This window comes from Paraburkholderia sp. J41, from assembly GCF_905220235.1.
GTDB lineage: Bacteria > Pseudomonadota > Gammaproteobacteria > Burkholderiales > Burkholderiaceae > Paraburkholderia.
On sequence record NZ_CAJMZE010000003.1, the window covers coordinates 176960 to 195319 of the forward strand.

Annotated in this window: 16 protein-coding genes; 10 read left to right on the forward strand and 6 right to left on the reverse strand. The window is 65.8% G+C overall.

What is annotated here, in order from left to right; all coding sequences use genetic code 11:
* The first annotated feature begins 13 nt into the window (after positions 1-13).
* The 6 genes from waaF to U5805_RS04425 are packed head-to-tail and all read left to right on the forward strand — an operon-like array spanning position 14 to position 7153.
* Positions 14-1171 carry a lipopolysaccharide heptosyltransferase II gene (gene waaF, locus U5805_RS04400; protein ID WP_322102356.1) on the forward strand — a complete coding sequence of 386 codons (1158 nt, stop codon included), beginning with the start codon at positions 14-16 and terminating at the stop codon, positions 1169-1171.
* 31 nt (positions 1172-1202) lie between these two features.
* Positions 1203-2954 carry a carbamoyltransferase gene (locus U5805_RS04405; protein ID WP_322102218.1) on the forward strand — a complete coding sequence of 584 codons (1752 nt, stop codon included), beginning with the start codon at positions 1203-1205 and terminating at the stop codon, positions 2952-2954.
* Positions 2955-3007: 53 nt separating this feature from the next.
* The gene (locus tag U5805_RS04410) at positions 3008-4012 is read left to right on the forward strand and encodes a glycosyltransferase family 2 protein (protein ID WP_322102357.1); all 1005 of its coding nucleotides are present in this window, start codon (positions 3008-3010) and stop codon (positions 4010-4012) included.
* Positions 4012-5184, forward strand: coding sequence for a glycosyltransferase family 9 protein (locus U5805_RS04415; protein WP_322102219.1), 1173 nt, complete (start codon positions 4012-4014; stop codon positions 5182-5184). The genes U5805_RS04410 and U5805_RS04415 overlap by 1 nt, the downstream gene beginning before the upstream one ends.
* Positions 5181-6137: a glycosyltransferase family 4 protein gene (locus tag U5805_RS04420; RefSeq protein WP_322102358.1), complete on the forward strand. Its 957-nt coding sequence runs from the start codon at positions 5181-5183 to the stop codon at positions 6135-6137. The genes U5805_RS04415 and U5805_RS04420 overlap by 4 nt, the downstream gene beginning before the upstream one ends.
* A 35-nt stretch (positions 6138-6172) precedes the next feature.
* A complete protein-coding gene (locus U5805_RS04425; RefSeq protein WP_322102220.1) occupies positions 6173-7153 on the forward strand; it encodes a UDP-glucuronic acid decarboxylase family protein in 981 nt (326 codons plus the stop codon).
* A gap of 77 nt (positions 7154-7230) precedes the next feature.
* Here U5805_RS04425 and U5805_RS04430 read toward each other — a convergent pair whose 3' ends face one another.
* Positions 7231-7767 (reverse strand): hemerythrin domain-containing protein, encoded by a 537-nt coding sequence (locus U5805_RS04430; RefSeq protein ID WP_322102221.1) that lies wholly within the window; start codon positions 7765-7767, stop codon positions 7231-7233.
* A gap of 145 nt (positions 7768-7912) precedes the next feature.
* On the opposite strand from U5805_RS04430, the gene U5805_RS04435 reads away from it, so the two are divergent.
* Positions 7913-9070, forward strand: coding sequence for a Gfo/Idh/MocA family oxidoreductase (locus U5805_RS04435; RefSeq protein WP_322102222.1), 1158 nt, complete (start codon positions 7913-7915; stop codon positions 9068-9070).
* 100 nt (positions 9071-9170) lie between these two features.
* On the opposite strand, the gene U5805_RS04440 is transcribed toward U5805_RS04435, so the two are convergent.
* From U5805_RS04440 to U5805_RS04450, 3 genes are all read right to left on the reverse strand, one after another.
* The gene (locus tag U5805_RS04440; protein ID WP_322102223.1) at positions 9171-10724 is read right to left on the reverse strand and encodes an ATP-binding protein; all 1554 of its coding nucleotides are present in this window, start codon (positions 10722-10724) and stop codon (positions 9171-9173) included.
* Between the two features lie 9 nt (positions 10725-10733).
* Positions 10734-12248, reverse strand: coding sequence for an ATPase domain-containing protein (locus U5805_RS04445; protein WP_322102224.1), 1515 nt, complete (start codon positions 12246-12248; stop codon positions 10734-10736).
* A gap of 97 nt (positions 12249-12345) precedes the next feature.
* Complete coding sequence (locus U5805_RS04450) at positions 12346-13014, reverse strand: HAD family hydrolase (RefSeq protein ID WP_322102225.1); 669 nt, start codon at positions 13012-13014, stop codon at positions 12346-12348.
* 253 nt (positions 13015-13267) lie between these two features.
* Here U5805_RS04450 and U5805_RS04455 point away from each other — a divergent pair, with 253 nt between their 5' ends.
* Together U5805_RS04455 and U5805_RS04460 are read left to right on the forward strand one after the other, a co-directional pair.
* On the forward strand, positions 13268-13471 hold the full coding sequence (locus U5805_RS04455; RefSeq protein WP_322102226.1) for a cold-shock protein: 204 nt from the start codon (positions 13268-13270) through the stop codon (positions 13469-13471).
* A gap of 213 nt (positions 13472-13684) precedes the next feature.
* Positions 13685-14419: an ABC transporter substrate-binding protein gene (locus U5805_RS04460; RefSeq protein WP_322102227.1), complete on the forward strand. Its 735-nt coding sequence runs from the start codon at positions 13685-13687 to the stop codon at positions 14417-14419.
* 275 nt (positions 14420-14694) lie between these two features.
* Here the strand turns inward: U5805_RS04460 and U5805_RS04465 are convergent, their stop codons facing one another.
* Positions 14695-15456, reverse strand: coding sequence for an IclR family transcriptional regulator (locus U5805_RS04465; RefSeq protein ID WP_322102228.1), 762 nt, complete (start codon positions 15454-15456; stop codon positions 14695-14697).
* Between the two features lie 37 nt (positions 15457-15493).
* The gene (locus U5805_RS04470) at positions 15494-16612 is read right to left on the reverse strand and encodes an FAD-dependent monooxygenase (RefSeq protein WP_322102229.1); all 1119 of its coding nucleotides are present in this window, start codon (positions 16610-16612) and stop codon (positions 15494-15496) included.
* A 363-nt stretch (positions 16613-16975) separates the two neighbouring features.
* Here U5805_RS04470 and U5805_RS04475 point away from each other — a divergent pair, with 363 nt between their 5' ends.
* Entirely contained in the window at positions 16976-18343 is a 1368-nt protein-coding gene (locus U5805_RS04475) for an MFS transporter (protein ID WP_322102230.1), read from the forward strand.
* Positions 18344-18360: the final 17 nt, after the last annotated feature.

Here is an 18360-nt window from a genome sequence, read left to right on the forward strand (position 1 = left end):
GCCGACGAACCGCATGCCGTTCGCCATCGTGCCGGACGGCGCGCATGCGCGCTCGCCCAAGGCGCGGCCCGCGCTGATGCCGTGGGGCGACGAAGTGAAACGCATCCTGTGCGTGCGGCTCGACAATCTCGGCGACGTGCTGATGACGGCGCCCGCGCTGCATGCGCTGCGCGCGAGCGCGCCGCAACGGCACATCACGCTGCTGACCTCGCCGGCGGGCGCGGCCATTGCGAAATTTTTGCCCGACGTGGACGACGTGATCGTGTACGACGCGCCCTGGATCGACGAACGGCGCAGCGCCGGCGAGCGCGACGAGGCGCAACTGCTCGAACGCCTGCGCGCGGGCCGCTTCGATGCGGCGGCGATCTTCACGGTCTATAGCCAGAATCCGCTGCCCGCCGCGATGCTGTGCTTTCTCGCCGGTATCGAGCGCCGCCTCGCGCATTGCCGCGAAAACCCCTATGCGCTGCTCACGCATTGGGTGCCCGAGCGCGAGCCGCATATCGAATTGCGCCATGAAGTCGAGCGTCAACTGGCGCTGGCGCGAAGCGTGGGCGCCCATGTCGAGGACACGCGCATGCATTTGCAGGTGGAGGCAACGGCCCGCGACTCGCTGAAGGAGAAGCTGCTCCGCCACGGCATCGAGGACGGGCAACGGCTACTCGTGCTGCATCCGGGCGCGACGGCCGCCTCGCGCCGTTATCCGCCCGCGCTCTATGCCGAAGCGGTCGAGCGTCTTGCGCCGCACGCCACCATCGTGCTTACCGGCAGCGCAAGCGAAGCGCCGCTGACCGGCGATATCGCGCGCCGCGTGCGGCATGCAGAAACGCTTCCCGTCGATCTCGCGGGCGCGCTCACGCTCGGCGAAATGATCGCGCTGCTCGATCGGGCCGTGCTGCTCGTCGCCAACAATAGCGGGCCGGTGCATATCGCGGCCGCATTGCAGACGCCCGTGGTCGACCTCTATGCGCTCACGAATCCGCAGCACACGCCGTGGATGACGGCGCACCGGCTTCTTTACCGCGACGTGCCCTGCCGCTGGTGTTATCGCGGCGAATGTCCCGAAGGCCATCACGCGTGCCTGCGCGGCGTCACGCCCGAAGCGGTCGCGCAGGCCGCCTGCGAATTGCTCGAAGACGCCGCCGCGCCGCGTGCCGCCGCGCCGGTCTGACTCAAGCCTGTCTCTCGCTTACGGAGTCCACATGTACACACTGGGAATCAATGCCGTCTATCACGACAGTGCCGCTGCGTTGCTCAAGGACGGCGTCGTGCTCGCGGCCGCCGAGGACGAACGCTTCACGCACGTGAAGCATGCGAAGCGGCCGGTGCCGTTTTCGACGTGGCAATTACCGTTCGACGCCATCGACTATTGCCTCAAGGAAGCGGGCATCACGCTCGCCGATGTCGATCACGTGGCGTATTCGTATGACCCGTCGCTGTTTCCCGGCATGCCCGCGAAGCCGCCCGCGACGGTCTCGCTGCCGCTCGATCCCGCGCGCATGAAGCCGGAGGCCAATACGTCGCCGTGGGACCCGTTGTTTCTGAGCTATATCGTGAACGCAAAGGCGCAACTGCTGGACGGCGCGCCGCATCATCTGCGCAAGCGCTTCGCGGGGGTGAATCGCGACGACGCCTTCCAATGGCATTTCGTCGAACATCATCTCGCGCACGAAGCGAGCGCCTTTCTCGCGATGCCGTTCGAAGAAGCCGCCGTGCTCACGATGGACGGACGCGGCGAAGGCGTGACGACGAGCCTCGGCGAATTCCGCAACGGCGTGTACAAACGCATCACGCAAGTGGAATTGCCGCATTCGCTCGGGCTGCTTTACGAGGCCGTGACCGCGTGGCTCGGCTTTTTGCACTCGTCGGACGAATACAAGGTGATGGCGCTGGCGTCTTACGGCGAGCCGCGTTATCTCGACGCCTTTCGCGAGATCGTGCATTACCGCGGCGACGGCCATTACACCGTGGCCGAGCCGCGCCTCGTCGAACGCTTCGGCGAGCCGCGCGAGCGCGGCGGCCCGCTCGAACAGCGTCATTACGACATTGCCGCCTCGCTGCAACGCGTGCTGGAAGAAACCGTGCTGGAAATGGCGCGCTGGCTGCATCAACGCACCGGCCTCTCCAGGCTGTGCATGGCGGGCGGCGTGGCGCTCAACTGCGTGATGAACGCCTATGTGCGCGATCACGGCCCGTTCGACGACGTGTGGGTGCAGCCGGCCGCCGGCGACGCGGGCACGGCGCTGGGCGCGGCGCTGTGGACCGACTACCGCCTGCGCGCGCAGGCGGCCGGCACGCCGAACGCCGAGCGGCGCTGGCAGATGGATCACGCGTATCTCGGGCCCGCGTTCGATGATGAGGAGGTCGAAACATTTTTGCGCTGGTCGAAAACACCCTATGAGCGTTTGGACGACATCGCCGAATCGACCGCCGATCTGCTCGCGGGCGGCAACGTGATCGGCTGGTATCAAGGCCGCACGGAGTTCGGCCCGCGTGCGCTGGGCGCGCGTTCGATTCTCGCTTCGCCCGTCGATCCCGGCATGCAGGCCAAGCTCAACGAGATCAAGGACCGCGAGGACTTCCGGCCGGTCGCGCCCGTGGTGCTGGAGGAGCGCGCGGACGACTGGTTCGTGGGGGCGCGGCGCGCGCCGTTCATGCTGTTCATCTTCGACGTGAAGGCAGACAAGGCCGAGCGTATTCCCGCCGTGCGCCACGTGGACGGCACCGCGCGCGTGCAAACCGTGAATCGCGCGCAACATCCGCTTTACTATGACTTGATCGCGGCGTTCGAGCGGCGCACGGGCGTGCCCGTGCTCGTCAACACGTCGTTCAACACGCGCGGCGAACCGATGGTCAATTCGCCGCGCGACGCGCTCGAATCGTTCTGGACTTCGCCGCTCGATGCGCTCGTGATCGGGCCGTTCCTCGTGCGCAAGGCGGGGGCGAACGCATGAGGCCCGCCGACGTGGAGTTGCGCGAAGCGCGCCCGATCGGCGCGCCCGAGCCGATGTTCGCCGGTTATCCCGGCGCGCTGCTCACGCGCCGCGAGATTGCTGTCGTGGTGCCGACTTATCGCCGGCCCGATCTGTTGCGGCGCTGCATGGAAGCGCTTTGCGCGCAGGACATCGAGCCGCAGCGCTATGAAATCGTCGTTTGCGACGATGGCCCCGACGAAGCCACGCGCGCGCTCGTGGAGAGCATCGCGGCTCGGGAAGCGTCGCGCGGCCTCGCCGTTCACTATCTGGCCGTGACCGCCACGCAAGGGCCCGCGGGCGCGCGCAACGCGGGCTGGCGCGCGGCGCACGCGCCCAACATCGCCTTCACCGACGACGACACGATTCCCCAGCCCAACTGGCTTCGCGCGGGCCTCGCGTCGCTGGCCGATGCGCAAGCCGCCGCGGGCCGCGTCGTGGTGCCGCTGCAAGACGTGCCCACCGATTACGAACTCGACGCGAGCGGGCTGGAACGCGCCGAATTCGTGACCGCGAACGTGTTCGTGCAGCGCGAGGCGTTGCTCGCGGTGGGCGGCTTCGACGAACGCTTTACCTCGGCGTGGCGCGAGGACTCCGACTTGCAGTTTTCGCTGCTGAGCATCGGCGTGAACGTGGCGCGCGCCGACGACGCGGTGGTGGTTCATCCCGTCCGTCCCGCGCATTGGGGCGTGAGTTTGAGCCAGCAGCGCAAGAGCCGCTTCGAAGCGTTGCTGTTTCGCAAGCATCCTTCGTTTTATCGCGAGCGCATTGGTGCGAGGCCGCCGGTTCTTTATTACGTCATCCTGATTGGTTTGCTCGTGACGCTGATGGCGCTCGCGGCCGGTCAGGGCGCCGTGGCCGCAGCGGCGGCACTGGTCTGGCTGGGCGGCACGGCCTGGTTTTGCGCGCGGCGTTTGCGCGCCACGCGCCGCGATGCCCGGCATGTGCTGGAAATGGCGTGGACGTCGCTGTGGATTCCGTTTCTTTCGATTTTCTGGCGGCTCAACGGCGCCGTCCGCTACCGCGTGTGGTTCCTATGATGCCGACCATGACCGATTCCCCGGCGCCGCAAAGCATCGTGGTGTTCCGCGCGCTGCAACTCGGCGACATGCTGTGCAGCGTGCCCGCGTTTCGCGCGCTGCGCGCCGCCTATCCGCATGCGCGCATCGCGCTCGTGGGCCTGCCCTGGGCGCGCACTTTCGTCGCGCGTTATCCGGCGTTGCTCGACGAGTTCATCGCGTTTCCGGGCGCGCGCGGCTTTCCTGAACAGCCCGAAGACGAGCGCGATCTGCCCGCGTTTCTGGACGCCATGTGCGAACGCCGCTTCGATCTCGCGATCCAGTTGCATGGCAGCGGCGGCGTGGCCAACACGCTCGTGCGCGGCTTCGGGGCGCGCGCCATGAGCGGCTTCATGCAGCCGCGCGAAACGCCGCCGCCGGGCTGCTTTATCGCATGGCCCGACGATCTGCCGGAGCCGCTGCGCTATCTCGCGCTCATGCGGGCAATGGGCATTCGCGGGACGGCGGTGCGCGACGACACGTTGTGGTTCCCGCTGCACGACACCGACCGCGACGAATGCGCGGCCGTGATCGAGCATCACGCGCTCGATCCTGCCCGGCTCGTGCTCGTGCATCCGGGCTCGCAATTGCCTTCGCGCCGCTGGCCCGCCGAGCGCTTCGCCGCCGTGGCGGACGCGCTGGCCGCCGAAGGCTGGCAAATCGCCGTGACGGGCACGGAGGGCGAGCGCGAAATCACTGCGGGCGTGCTGGGCGCGATGACGCAACCGGCCCAGCATCTGGCGGGCGAAACCTCGCTGGGCGCGCTCGCGGCGCTCGTGGAGCAGGCGCGTCTGGTCGTCTGCAACGACACCGGGCTTTCGCACGTCGCCGCCGCCATGCGCACGCCGAGCGTGGTGGTCGCCTCGGGCAGCGACACGCGGCGCTGGGCGCCGCTCGACCATGCGCGCCATCGCGTGGTCGCCGACTGGCCGGCTTGCCGGCCGTGCATGTTCCGCGAGTGCCCTTATGGACATCCGTGCGCGCTCAACGTCAGCGTCGAACGGGTGGCCGAGCTGGCGCACGCGCAACTTGGCGGCGCTGACAACCGGCACGCACGCTGGGCGCGTCCGGGCGCGGCGCCTGCCGCGTCTCCCACCTTCCTGGCCGCCGCGCCGTTGCCTCCCGCCGATTCGAGGAGAACCCCCACATGCTGATGCGCAACCGACGGCCGCTGCGCGTGCTGACGTGGCACGTACACGGCAATTACCTTTATTACCTCACGCAGGCGCCGCACGAATTCCACGTGGTGACGAAGCCGGGGAATCCGCCGGGCTACGCAGGGCGCGTGGGCGCGCTGCCGTGGGGCGACAACGTGCACGAAGTGGATATCGACGACGTCAGGAACCGGGAGTTCGACGTTGTCGTGTATCAGCACCGCGATCATTGGGAACGCGATCGCCTGGAAGTGCTAAGCAATGCGCAGCGCGAACTGCCGCGCGTGTATATCGAACACGACCCGCCGCAGGAAGCGCCGTTCGCGCAACCTCATTGGGTGGACGACCCGCAAGCGCTGCTCGTACACGTCACGCCGTTCAATCAACTGATGTGGGACAGCGGGCGCACGCCCACGCGCGTGATCGAGCACGGCGTGGTGGTGCCCGAAGAGGCGCGTTATACCGGCGAGAAGGCGCGCGGCATCGTGGTGGTGAATCACTTGCGCGGGCGCGGCAGAAGGCTGGGTGCCGACGTGTTCGAAGCCGTGCGCGAGCGCGTGCCGCTCGATCTCGTCGGGATGGACGCGCAAAGCCTGGGCGGTATCGGCGAGATCAGCAATCCCGAACTGCCCGCTTTTGTCGGCGCGTATCGCTTCTTTTTCAACCCGATACGCTGGACGAGTCTGGGCCTTGCGATTGTCGAAGCCATGAGCGTGGGCGTGCCCATCGTCGGTTTGGCGACCACCGAATTGCCGAGCGTGATTCGCGACGGCGAGAGCGGTTTCGTCGATACCCGCATCGACCGGCTCGTTGCCCGCATGCATGATTTATTGCGCGACCCGGCGCTCGCGCGCAGCCTCGGCGCCGCCGCGCAACGCGTTGCACGAGAGCGCTTCGGCATCGAGCGCTTCGCACACGACTGGGATCTCGCGCTGCGCGAGGTGACGGCGTAGCGTCATGCCCCTCATGTCAAACCAGGACGGCCATTGTGAAAGAACTGATCCGTAAGCGCATTCTCGTGACCGGCGGCGCCGGCTTTCTCGGCTCGCATTTGTGCGAGCGCCTTGTCGCCCAAGGGCACGACGTTCTCTGCGTCGACAACTTCTATACCGGCACCAAGCGCAACGTCGCGCATCTGCTCGACCACGCGAATTTCGAATTGATGCGGCACGATGTGACCTTTCCGCTTTATGTGGAAGTGGACGAGATTTACAACCTCGCGTGCCCGGCGTCGCCCATTCATTACCAGTACGATCCGGTGCAGACCACCAAGACCAGCGTGCATGGCGCGATCAACATGCTGGGTCTCGCGAAGCGCGTGCGTGCCAAACTGCTGCAAGCGTCTACGAGCGAAGTGTACGGCGACGCGCGCCAGCATCCGCAAACCGAGGACTATTGGGGCCACGTGAATCCGATCGGTCCGCGCTCGTGCTACGACGAAGGCAAGCGTTGCGCGGAAACGCTTTGCATGGACTACAAGCGCCAGCACGGCCTGGACATTCGCATCGCGCGCATCTTCAATACGTATGGCCCGCGCATGCATCCCCAGGACGGGCGCGTGGTATCGAACTTCGTGATGCAGGCGTTGACCGGCGAAGCGCTCACCGTTTATGGCGACGGCTCGCAAACGCGCTGCTTCTGCTACGTGGACGATCTGATCGACGGGTTGATCCGCCTGATGAACGCATCGACGCCGCCCGAGGCGCCCGTCAATCTTGGCAATCCTCACGAAATTTCCATGCTCGATACCGCGCGGCGCGTGATTGCGCTCTCGGGATCGGGTTCGGACATCGCGTTCAAGCCGCTGCCCGTGGACGATCCGTGGCACCGTTGTCCTTCTATCGAACGCGCGCGCACGTTGCTTCAGTGGGAGCCTCATACGTCGCTCGACGTGGGTCTCGAAGCGACGATTGCGTGGTTTCGCCGTTTGATCGAAAGCACGCGCGAACGTGCGGCAATGGCTTATTGATCCGATGGTTGCGACGTGCCCGTGGCAGCGAGTTACGGGCACATCGTCGTATTTCTCGTTACGTCACGCCGCTGCGCTCAAACCGGAAAATCGCGATGCGAAAGCGTCATCGTGCGATCGCCGGTGCTTCTCACGCCTGCGGCGTCGAGCTTGGCGTCCAGCTCGGCCTTGCGTTCGGCCATGCGCTGGCCGAGCTGTTCGAGATTCAGCCCGCTCTTGCGCAGTTGCGGAAACAAGTCTTCTTCCTCCTCCTTCACATGATGCTGCACGAGTTCCGTGAGCACGCGAAACGTGGCGTCGAAGCCCGCGTCGGCCGGCGTGAGCGTAGTGAAGCGTTGAATGAGCGACTTCACGAGATAGTGCTCGACGAACGCTTCGTCCACGTCCAGCGTGTTTTCGGGCAGCGCCTTGGCGGCGGCGGGATAAAGCAATTCTTCTTCGATCATCGTGTGAACGGTCAGCATCTCGCACGCGCGCTTGACCAGCGTGTAGCGGGCGTCTTCGTCGGCCTTGTCGGCCGGCTGCCAGGCGTCGAACAGTTTCTCCACCGCGCGGTGGTCGGCAGTCAGCAGTTCGATGGCGTCCGTGCGGTTCGATTTGGCGCTGGTGTTCATGATCGTCTCCCAATGAAATGAAGGCCACAACGCATTGCGCGTTCCCGCGTGGCGGCGCCGCGGGTATAACCGTTGCGCCAGCGTTTTTACCCTGAAACGCCGGCTCGCAGCGCATGCGGCGAGCCATCTTCACGAGAGGCGCACGATGAGCATTCTTTCCGCTGTAGGCTTGGGCAAGGACCGCAAGATCCGCTATGCGATTGTGGGAGTGGGCGACATTTCGCAGGAAGCGATGATGCCCGGCTTCGATCACACCGGTAACTCCGAAATCACGGCACTGGTTTCCGGCGATCTGGAAAAGGCCCGTAAGGTGGGCGAAAAATACGACGTTACCGATATCTACGGTTATGAGCAGTTCGACCAGATGCTGGCCTCGGGCAAGGTGGATGCCATTTATCTCGCCACGCCCAACTGGCGACATGCCGAATTTGCCATTCCCGCGCTAAAGGCGGGCGTGCATGTGCTGGTCGAAAAGCCGCTGGAGGTATCGACGCAGCAATGCGAGGCCATCATGCAGGCCGTGCAGGCGTCCAGCGCGAAATTGATGGTCGCATACCGTTTGCACTTCGAGCCGGGCACGCTGGATACGATCGAGCGCATTCGTTCGGGCGATCTCGGCGAAGTGGCGTTGTTCACGTCGACGTTCACGCAAAAGGTCGATCCCGCGAATCATCGCGCGAAACATGGCGTGCAGGCGGGGCCGATCTTCGACATGGGTCCGTATCCGTTGAACGCCGCGCGCTATGTGTTCGAGGCGGAGCCGACGGAAGTGGTGTCGGCCGTCGGCGTGCGCCACCCGGAAGCGGGCTTGGGCGATTTCGACGATACCGTGGCCGTTACGCTCAAATTCCCCGGCAATCGCCTTGCGCAGTTCACGGTTTCGTATGCGCTCAACGCGTTCGAGTCGTTTTTTGCCGTGGGCGCGAAGGGCAGTATCGCCATGCAGCCGTGCTACACCTACGGCAAGCCGTTCGAGCAAACGGTGATGATTGGTGAGGATGACGAAACACATTCGTTCAAGAATACGGACCACTTCGGCGGCGAGCTGAAATATTTCTCCGACTGCATTCTCAACGACACCGATCCGGAACCCGATGCCGAAGAAGGTTATGCCGACGTTCGCGTGCTCGAAGGCATCGTGAAGGCGCTGGAAAGCGGCGCGCCGGTGAAGCTCGAACCGTTCGAACGCACGCGTCGCATCGACACGAAAGCGCAGAAGGAAACGCTGCGCGCGGTGAAGTCGCCGGGTCTCGTGGACGCGAGCAACCCCGGCGAGGGCGTGAACAAGGTGCCGAAGAACTGAGGCCGTTCGGGCCGCGGCCGCGGCCCCCTGGTTGCGGCCGGATTTACGGCCGGATTTGCGGCCCGATCGCGGCCCGATTACGGCCTGGTAATGGCCCGATTCACGCCGACCTTAGTTCATGGAACAGGCCAAGCAGGCCGTCGAGATCGACGGGCTTCACAAGGTGATGATCGAAACCCGCCGCCTTCGCGTGCGCCACGTCTTCGGGCTGGCCGTAGCCGGTAATGGCCACCAGCTTGACGGTCGAAAACGAGGGCATGTTCTTCAGGCGCCGCGCCACCTCGTAGCCGTCCATGCCGGGCAACCCGATGTCGAGCAGCACCACGTCGGGCCGGCTTGAGCGGCAGTGGTCCAGCGCGTGCGGGCCGTCGTTCGCGGTGCGCGTGCGATGGCCCTGCATTTCCAGCAAGGTCGCGAGCGAGTCGGCGGCGTCCACGTTGTCGTCCACCACGAGCACGTGCAGCGAAAGCTGCTGCGCCCATTCGACCGGCGCCGCCGCGCGGTCGAGGGGCGGCGCCGCGACCAGAGGAAGCGTGACGACGATCGCGGTGCCGTGGCCCGGCCCCGCGCTGCGCGCTTCCACGCGGCCTTCGTGCATTTCGACGAGCGAGCGCACCACGGAAAGCCCGATGCCCAGACCGCCCTGGGCGCGATCCAGGGCGCGATTCGATTGCGAGAACAGCTCGAACACTTTCGTGAGTTCGTCCTCGGCAATGCCGGAGCCGTTGTCCTCGATCGACACGATCACCGTATCGGCGTGAGCGCGCACGCGAATCTCCACGCGGCCGCCGTCGGGCGTGTATTTCGCCGCGTTGTCGAGCAGATTGCCGAATACCTGCGCCATGCGCGTGGGATCGGCGTTCAGGAACAGCGGCTCGTCGGGCAAGCGCAAAACGAGCGTGTGATGGCGCGAGTCGAGCGCGGGGCGCGCCACGTCCACCGCGGCGGTGAGAACCGAACCCAGTTCGACCGTGGCCCGCTTCAACGTGACCTTGCCCGTCGTGATGCGCGATACGTCGAGCAAATCCTCGAGCAACTCGGCGAGGTGGCGGCTTTGCCGCGCGATCATGTCGCCCGCCCATTGAACGCGGGGCGGCAGCACGCGGTCGGACTGGCGAATCACTTCGGCCGCGTTGCGGATGGGCGCGAGCGGATTGCGCAATTCGTGCGCAAGCATGGCGAGAAAATCGTCTTTCTGACGGTCGGCGGCAAGCAATTGCTCGTTGGCGGCGGCGCGTTCGGCGATCATCGCTCGCGCCTGGTATTGACGCCGCCGCGCCCGCAGCGCGCTGCGCGCGGCGCTGACCAGCGCTTCGCTGCTCACCGGGCGTTCGATCAGCATGACGTTGCCGAGCGACTTGAGGCGGCGGCCTTCCTCGGTCAGCACGCCTTTCTTGCCGTTGCGCATCAGCAGAATGAAGGGAAGATCGGACCACGGCGGCTGCGTGTTCAGCCAGGCGTCGAGCGAGGCGAGCGCGCGCGCGTCCAGCGCTTCATCGACGATCAGCACGCACGCCGCGCCTTCGCGCACGCAGGTCATGAGCGGCTCGACGCCGGCGCACACCACGCTCTCGATCCCCTGGCGCGTGAGCACGCTCTGGACGATCTGGGCGTCTCGCCCATGCGGAGCGACCACCAGAATACGTTCTTCCACGGCGGCTCCTCAGTCGTCGATGCGTTGGCCGAGCAGCGCCTGGGTTCCGCGATAGGACGGCAAGCCCGTGAGCACGCCTTCGAAGTCTTGCAGCGGCTGACCCACCTGCAAGCCGCCCGCGCCGATGCGGAACTCGCGTATGGTGCGCTCGTGTACGCTGGTGCGGCTTTTGAGCACCGCGAGCGCCGAGAGCACCTGTCCCGCGCTTTCGAAAAAGCGGAACAGCAGCAGCGAGTCGCTGAGATAGCTGAGGTCGATTTCCGATGCCACGTTGCCGATCAAACCGTGCTGGCCCAGCACCATCAGCGTGATGATGCCTTGCTGGTTGAGATAGCTCAGCAGCTCGTGCATCTGCAAGAGCAGATAGCGGTGGCCCGGCATGGCCTGGATATAAGCGTTGAGGCTGTCGATCACGACCATCGTCGCGCCGTCGTCCTCCACGGCTTCGCGCACGAGCGTGGCGAACTGCCCCGGCGACATCTCGGCGGGATCGATCTGCTGAATGGACAACTGGCCGTTCTCCACATAGCGGTCGAGCGCCATGTCGAGGTTGCGCGAGCGCGAAAGCAGCGTGCCCAGCGTCTCGTCGAACAGCAGATACTTGACGCGTCCGCCCTGTTGCATCGAACTCAGCGCGCAGCGCACCGCCGTGGTGGTCTTGCCCGCCCCGGACGGCCCGACGAGCAGCGTGTTGGTGCCCGGCACGAGGCCGCCGCCGAGCAGCGCGTCGAGTTCGCGCACGCCCGTGGACTGCGTCGCATCGTCGAATTGCCGGAAGTGCGAAGCGGCAACGAGACGCGGAAACACGGTGATGCCGCCCGTGTCGAGCCGGAAGTCGTGATAGCCGCCGACGAACTTGATTCCGCGCATTTTGACGATGCGCAAGCGCCGCTGGTCCGTGCCGTAGTCCTGCGTCACGTGATCCAGCCCGATCACGCCGTGCGTGATGCTGTGCAACTGAAGATCGCCGGGCTGCGAGGTCTTGTCGTCGAGCAGCCACACGGTGCAGCCCTGGGTGGCGAAGAATTGCTTCAACGCGAGCACCTGGCGCCGGTATTTCAGCGCGTCCTGCGCGAGCAGGCGCAGTTCGGAAAGGCTGTCGAACACGACGCGGCGCGGCCGGTGCCCGAGCACCTGGCGTTTGACTTCCTCGATGGTTTCGCCCAGCTCCACTTCCGAGGGATGCAGGATCGACTGCCCGGCGTCCGCGGCCAGCCCGTCTTCGCTGATCAGTTCGTGGATGGAAAGCCCGTCGAGCGACCAGTTATGGGAGGCCGCCACCGTGCGCAGTTCGGCGGCGGTTTCGGAGAGCGTGATGTAGAGGCCCGGCTCGCCGCAGCGCAATCCGTCGAGCAGAAAATGCAGCCCCAAGGTAGTTTTTCCCGCTCCCGGCTCGCCTTCGATCAAATAGACGCGATTGGCGACGAGACCACCGTTCAGCACGTTGTCCAGGCCGGCGACGCCCGTGGATACGCGCTCCGGCGTGGCGGGACTTGAACTGCCAGCGTTGCCCGTGGCCTGCATATGCGTTCTCGCTCAAAGGGTGATGAGCGCAGGAGAAAGCAAGCCATGTACCAGATTGCATGACGGTCGGGGAAAAGCGGGCGGGTTCCGGTGCGACTCACTTCCCGCGCACGATGGGCGAGGCGTCGAAGCACGCGAACAGCGCCGCCGCGCCGGGATAAACGGCGAGGCAACCCGCGTCGCGAAGGCTGGCTTCCGTGAAGCCGCCGCACAGCACGCCAATGCAGCCGATTCCCGCTTTGCCGGCCGCCTGGGCGTCGTAGGGCGAGTCGCCGACGGCGAGCGTGTCGGGTCCGGCAAGACGGAGCTTCGCGAGCACCGCCTCGAAGATATCGGGTGCGGGCTTGGACTTTTCGGCGTCGGCGGAAGAACTCGATGCGTCCACGAGTTTCGTCACGCCGGCAATGTCCAGATACGTTTGCAATTCGTCGTCTTTCGCCGACGAGGCGACGGCCAGCTTGAGCCCCGCGTCGCGCACGCGCCGGAACAATTCGGGCACGCCGGAAAAAGGCCGCACGCTGCCGAGATGGCGCGACTTGAAGCGCTGCCCGCGCCATTGTTCGAGCGCTTCGCCGTGGTCGGCAATCTCCTGTTCGCTGAGAAAGGCGGGCAGCAACTGGTCGCCGCCTTTGCCGATCTGGCTGCGCGCCTGCTCGAACGTCACGGCATGACCGAACTGCGCGAACGCCTCGTGCCACGCGAGCGCGTGCAGGTCCACGGAGTCGACCAAAGTGCCGTCGATGTCGAAAATTACCGCCTGAATCATGCTCGAACCTCGCGTGGTGGATCGCGTTTCTTAAGACCGTGCGTCAAGACCGTGCGCTCGACGGTTTGAGCGCAATTGCGATGCCGCACGGCCGCCGCAACGCGCCGCGCCGCAGTGCGCAGTGCGCGGCGCGCGCGGGCGGCATGCGACGGCCTCCGGGCACGAGGCATGCTCATGGCTTCCGCCTCGCGATGGCGGATCGTCGGTGCGATCCGGCGCGTAGCGAAAACTTACTGAAATGGAAGAGGACTGTATGGCAACCGGCACGGTGAAGTGGTTCAACGACGCAAAGGGTTACGGTTTCATCACGCCTGACGACGGCAGCGAGGACTTGTTCGCCCACTTTTCGGAAATTCAGAGCAACGGCTTTCGCTCGTTGCAAGAGAATCAAAAAGTCAGTTTCGAAATCAAAATGAGCCCGAAGGGCAAGCAGGCCGGAAGCATCTCCGCGCTCTAACGCGCGAGGGAGACGGCTCGCGTCTGCGTTCCGCTCGCCGCTGTCTCCCTCCGCTACCCGCAGCTACCCGCTGTTATCCGCCGTTATCCGCAACTACCCGCCGTTCTCGCCGTTCCCGCTGTTTCGCCTCGCCTTGCAAGCGCCGCCGCCGCGCTTTCGCGATATCCTGTGAGTTCCGCCTGCGAACGCGCATGGCGTCCACTACGAACTCTCATGGCTATGGATCCCGCTATCGTCAAGGCTTTCGCGCTCACGGGCACGCTGCGCGCCTCCATCAATCTCGGCAATCCGATTCTTGCGAACCGCGACGCGCAAACCGGCGAGCCGTTCGGCGTGTCCATCGACCTTGCGCGCGCGTTCGCCGAGCGTCTTGGCGTGCCGCTCGAACTCGTGGTGTTCGACACGGCGGCGCAGTCCGTCGAAGCCGTGAGCGACGAGCGCGCCGACTTCGGTTTCTTCGCCGTCGATCCCAAACGCGGCGAAACCATCGCCTTCACCGCGCCTTACGTGCTGATCGAAGGCTTCTATCTCGTGCGCGACGATTCGCCCATTCGCAGCAATGCGCAGGTCGATGACGCAAATCATCGCGTCGCGGTGGGCAAGGGCAGCGCCTACGACCTCTTTCTCACGCGCGAACTGAAAGCCGCGCAGATCGTGCGTGCGCCGACTTCGCCCGCGGTCGTGCAAACGTTTCTCGATCAGCAGCTGGAAGTGGCGGCGGGCGTGAAGCAGCAACTCGAAGCCGATGCCGCGAAGGCGGGCGGGTTGCGTTTGCTCGACGAGCGCTTCATGGTGATACGCCAGGCGATGGGCGTGGCCAAAAGCCGGGGCGAGGCGGCCGCCGAAGCGTTGCGTGCGTTCGTGGAAGAGATGAAGCGCTCGGGTTTCGTGGCCGGCGCGCTCGAACGCCACGGCATTCGCGGCGCTTCCGTCGCGCCGGCGGACTGAACGGCGGGCTTGACCGCGCGCGTGGCGGCGGTCGTTTCCGTACCGGCTTTCAAAGTTTAGATTCGGCGCAAGGCCGGCGCGTTTTTTACCGCCGCCGGCATGTGAGCGCTTTCGACAAAGCGCTTTCGTCAAAGCGTTTTCCGCCTTCGCGTGAATCCCGTTTTTCCGCGCGGCAGTCGCGCGGTTCCGTTTCTATCGCCCGCTCACGCGTTATGACGTTCTATCGCCCGCTCACGGGTTATGACATCGCCCGCTCATGCGTCATGACGGCGCGATCAGATCACCAGTCGCGAGATTTGATGGGCCGCGTGCTTCAACTGGTCGGCGAGCGCATCGAAGGCGCGCGGGCGATCGGCGAACATTTGCGACGGTCCCGCCACGCTCAAGGCGGCGAGCACGGCGCCGTCGCCGCGCACGATGGGCGCCGCGCACGAGTCGATGCCCGCTTCGAGGCCCGAGCGGCTCCACGCGCAGCCTTCGGCGCGTATGGCCGCGAGCCGCGCCGATAACGCGTCCCACGCGGGCGCATCGCTTTCGCGCCACGCCGTCGCGCACATATGTTCGACTTCGCCGGGTTCGAGCAGCGCGAGCATCGCGAGACCCGGCGTCGCGCGATAGGCGGGCAGGCGGCTGCCCACGCGTATCTGGCTCACGAGCGGCGTGTCCGGCGTTTCGGACAGCCAGTAGACGATCTCGTGGTCCTCGCGCACGACCAGATACGCCGACATGCGCGTGGATGCCGCGAGCCCCGGCAGCACTTCGCGCGCCCGCGCGATGAGACTGGACGAACCGAGCGCGGCCGAAGCGAGCGTGAGAAACGGCATGCCGAGGCGATGCCCGTCCGCCTCGCCGACGAGCATGCCCGCTTGTTCCAGCACCGCGATGAGACGCATCAGCGTGACGCGGTTGACGCCGATCTGGCGCGCGGCCTCGCTGATGTTGCGCGTGCTGCCGCCTTCGGCAATGAAGCGAAGCAGGCGCAGCGAGCGCTCGACGGCGCCGGAGGCATCGGCCGGCCGGTTATCGGGTGCGGTCATGGCGGTACGGATTCAGGTCGTTTTCGCAAGGACCGAATCATGCCAGAGGAACGCGCCAGGCATCGTAGCCATAGACCCAATCGGCGTTGCCGCCTTCCTTGAGCCAGTTGTTGCCGCGCGAGCCGATCTGGATGCGCGCGGTGCGCTCGCGCCGCGCCTCTTCGTAACGCTGAAGGGCCGTGCCGAGCGTCGCGGCCGACGCGCCTTCCAGCGCGCGCGACAGCACCACCGCATCTTCGATCGCCATGCCCGCGCCTTGCGCCATGAACGGCATCATGGGGTGGCAGGCATCGCCGAGCAGCGTGAAGCCGCCCTCGCTCCACAGCGGCAGCGGATCGCGCACGTACAGCGCGGAGGCGAGCACCGTGTCGCACGCGGCGAGCAGCGCGCGCGCATCGGCGTGGAAATGCCGGTAGGCGTCGCGCAATGCATCGGGGTCGCCGGGCGCGGTCCACGACTCGTGGGTCCAGTCCGTTTGCGCCGTGGTCGCGAAGATAAACACGTCGCGCCCGCGGTTGAGCGGGAAGGTCACGATCTGCGATTCGGGCGTCGGGCCCCACCACTTCACGAACGCGCCCAGTTCGAGGCCGGCGAGCTTCGCGGCCGGCACCACGGCGCGATACGAGACCACGCCGGTGAATTGCGGCCGGTCTTCGCCGAAGACGAATTCGCGCACGCCCGAATGAATGCCGTCCGCGCCGATCACGAGATCGAAGTCGTGCGCGCTGCCGTCGGCGAGCCGGATCGATGCGCCCGCGTCGCGGCGCGCGAAACCGGTGACGCGATGACCGAGCCGCAGGCGCTCCGCGGGCACGGCTTGGGCGAGCGCGTTCACCACGTCGGCGCGATGCATCGTCAGTTGCGGCGCGCCGTACTGGCGCTCGGCTTCGTCCGACATCGGCAGGCGCGAGGTTTCCGCGCCGGTATCCCACATGCGGCTGATGCGCGCCGAAGGCCGCGCCGCCGTTTCGCGCAGCAGATCGCCGATTCCCAGCCCGTCGAGCGCGCGCACCGCGTTGGGCGTGAGGTTGATGTCGGCGCCCACGCGGCCGAACGCCTCGGCCTGCTCGAACACCGTGACTTCGTGCCCCGCGCGCCCGATGGCGATGGCCGCCGCCAATCCGCCGATTCCGCCGCCGTTGATTCCGACCTTCATAACGCCCTCGCTTGCATCTGTTCAAAAATGAACACGTTGATAAGAAAATGAACAGAGCGGATTGTGGGAGCTTTTTATTTTGTCCGCAACGGTTTCTGTCGCCCGGATGCGATACATAAATCGGTGTCAAGCACGAGTGGGCGGGACGATGGACCTCGCGCGTCAGTGTTTTCCCTGAACATCCGAAAATCATTTTTTTCTGGGCGAATACACGGCGTAAAATTCACCATATACGAATCGTTGTTCCTTATACGGAACAGGTGGCCCGCGAAAGAGACCACGGTGACCGTTCAACCGTAACTTGACGATGCAAACCTTATGGATATGAAGGTCGAGGTGAACAGTGCAGCAGGCGCCGGCGCCATGAGCGCGCCCAATGGCCTGACGATGGGCGGTATCGTCGCCCGCATGGAGCGGCTGCCCGGCAACGCGATGCAGGTGCGCGCGCGCGTGCTGATCGGCTGCGCGACGTTTTTCGACGGTTTCGACGTGATCGCCATCGCAGCCACGCTGCCGATGCTGATCGCGAAGTGGGGTCTTTCGCCCTCGCAGATCGCGTTTCTGATCGCGGCCGGTTCGGTTGGGCAACTGGTGGGCGCGCTGCTGTTTCCGGCGCTGGCGGAGCGCTTCGGCCGCGTGCGGACGATCGCGTGGAGTTCCGGCATCATCGGCGTCACGAGCATCGCGTGCGGCTTCGCGCCTTCGTATGCGGTGTTCGTCGCGCTGCGCGCCGCGCAGGGCATCGGGCTGGGCGGCGAGTTGCCGGTCGCGGCGGCCTATATCAGCGAGATCACGCGCGCGCACGGGCGCGGCCGCTTCGTGCTGCTTTACGAAATCATTTTCCCGATCGGCCTGCTGGTGTCGAACGCGCTGGGCGCGTGGCTCGTGCCGAAGCTCGGCTGGGAAGTGATTTATTTCGTGGGCGGCATTCCGCTGATCCTGTTCTTCACGCTGCGCCGCCTCGTGCCCGAGTCGCCGCGCTGGCTCGGTCAACACGGCCGCATGACGGAGGCGGCCGCCTCCCTCGCCGCGTTCGAGGCGAGCGTCAAGGGCGCGCTGCCGCCGCTGCCGCAAGCGGGCGACGCCGAACTCGCGCAACTGACGCCGGTTCACCCGAAGCGCACCGTGCGCGACCTGTTCGGCCCGCTGTATCTGAAGCGCACGATTGCCGTGGCCATGCTGTGGATGACGTGCGGCGTGATCCAGTACGGCCTGCTCACGTGGCTGCCGACCATCTACAAGACGGTCTATCACGCGCCGCTGCAACTCGCGCTGAATCTCGCGGTGGGCGCTTCGGTGCTGGGCGTGGTGGGTTCGCTGATCTGCGCGCTGGTGGTGGACAAGGTAGGCCGCAAGCCGGTCATCAACGTCTCGTTCCTGCTGTGCGCGGCGGCGCTGTTCTGCGCGGCGATCTTCCACGACAGCTCGGTGTACGTGGTGGGCACGTTCTGCGCGCTCTCGTTCGGCTTGCTCGGCTGCGGCTTCATCACCGCTTATGTGTATACGCCCGAGCTGTACCCCACCAGCGTGCGCGCGCTCGGCTGCGGCGTGGGCAGCGCGTGGCTGAAGATCGCCGCGATCGCCGCGCCCGCGCTCGTTTCGAAGACCATTACCACCAACATCAGCGTCGCGTTTTACGCATTCGGCGCGGTGCTGTTCGTGGCCGCCGTGATCATTCACTGGCTCGGCATCGAAACGAAGGGCCGCGTCCTCGAGCAGCTCGAAACCTGATTGGAAGAACGATGGCC

Bases quoted from the DNA above. Each gene is read 5' to 3' on its own strand.
- waaF (WP_322102356.1), top strand. From the start codon at position 14: ATGCCGTTCGCCATCGTGCCGGACGGCGCGCATGCGCGCTCGCCCAAG.
- U5805_RS04405 (WP_322102218.1), top strand. From the start codon at position 1,203: ATGTACACACTGGGAATCAATGCCGTCTATCACGACAGTGCCGCTGCG.
- U5805_RS04410 (WP_322102357.1), top strand. From the start codon at position 3,008: ATGTTCGCCGGTTATCCCGGCGCGCTGCTCACGCGCCGCGAGATTGCT.
- U5805_RS04415 (WP_322102219.1), top strand. From the start codon at position 4,012: ATGCCGACCATGACCGATTCCCCGGCGCCGCAAAGCATCGTGGTGTTC.
- U5805_RS04430 (WP_322102221.1), bottom strand. From the start codon at position 7,767: ATGAACACCAGCGCCAAATCGAACCGCACGGACGCCATCGAACTGCTG.
- U5805_RS04435 (WP_322102222.1), top strand. From the start codon at position 7,913: ATGAGCATTCTTTCCGCTGTAGGCTTGGGCAAGGACCGCAAGATCCGC.
- U5805_RS04445 (WP_322102224.1), bottom strand. From the start codon at position 12,248: ATGCAGGCCACGGGCAACGCTGGCAGTTCAAGTCCCGCCACGCCGGAG.
- U5805_RS04450 (WP_322102225.1), bottom strand. From the start codon at position 13,014: ATGATTCAGGCGGTAATTTTCGACATCGACGGCACTTTGGTCGACTCC.
- U5805_RS04455 (WP_322102226.1), top strand. From the start codon at position 13,268: ATGGCAACCGGCACGGTGAAGTGGTTCAACGACGCAAAGGGTTACGGT.
- U5805_RS04460 (WP_322102227.1), top strand. From the start codon at position 13,685: ATGGCTATGGATCCCGCTATCGTCAAGGCTTTCGCGCTCACGGGCACG.
- U5805_RS04465 (WP_322102228.1), bottom strand. From the start codon at position 15,456: ATGACCGCACCCGATAACCGGCCGGCCGATGCCTCCGGCGCCGTCGAG.
- U5805_RS04470 (WP_322102229.1), bottom strand. From the start codon at position 16,612: ATGAAGGTCGGAATCAACGGCGGCGGAATCGGCGGATTGGCGGCGGCC.
- U5805_RS04475 (WP_322102230.1), top strand. From the start codon at position 16,976: ATGAGCGCGCCCAATGGCCTGACGATGGGCGGTATCGTCGCCCGCATG.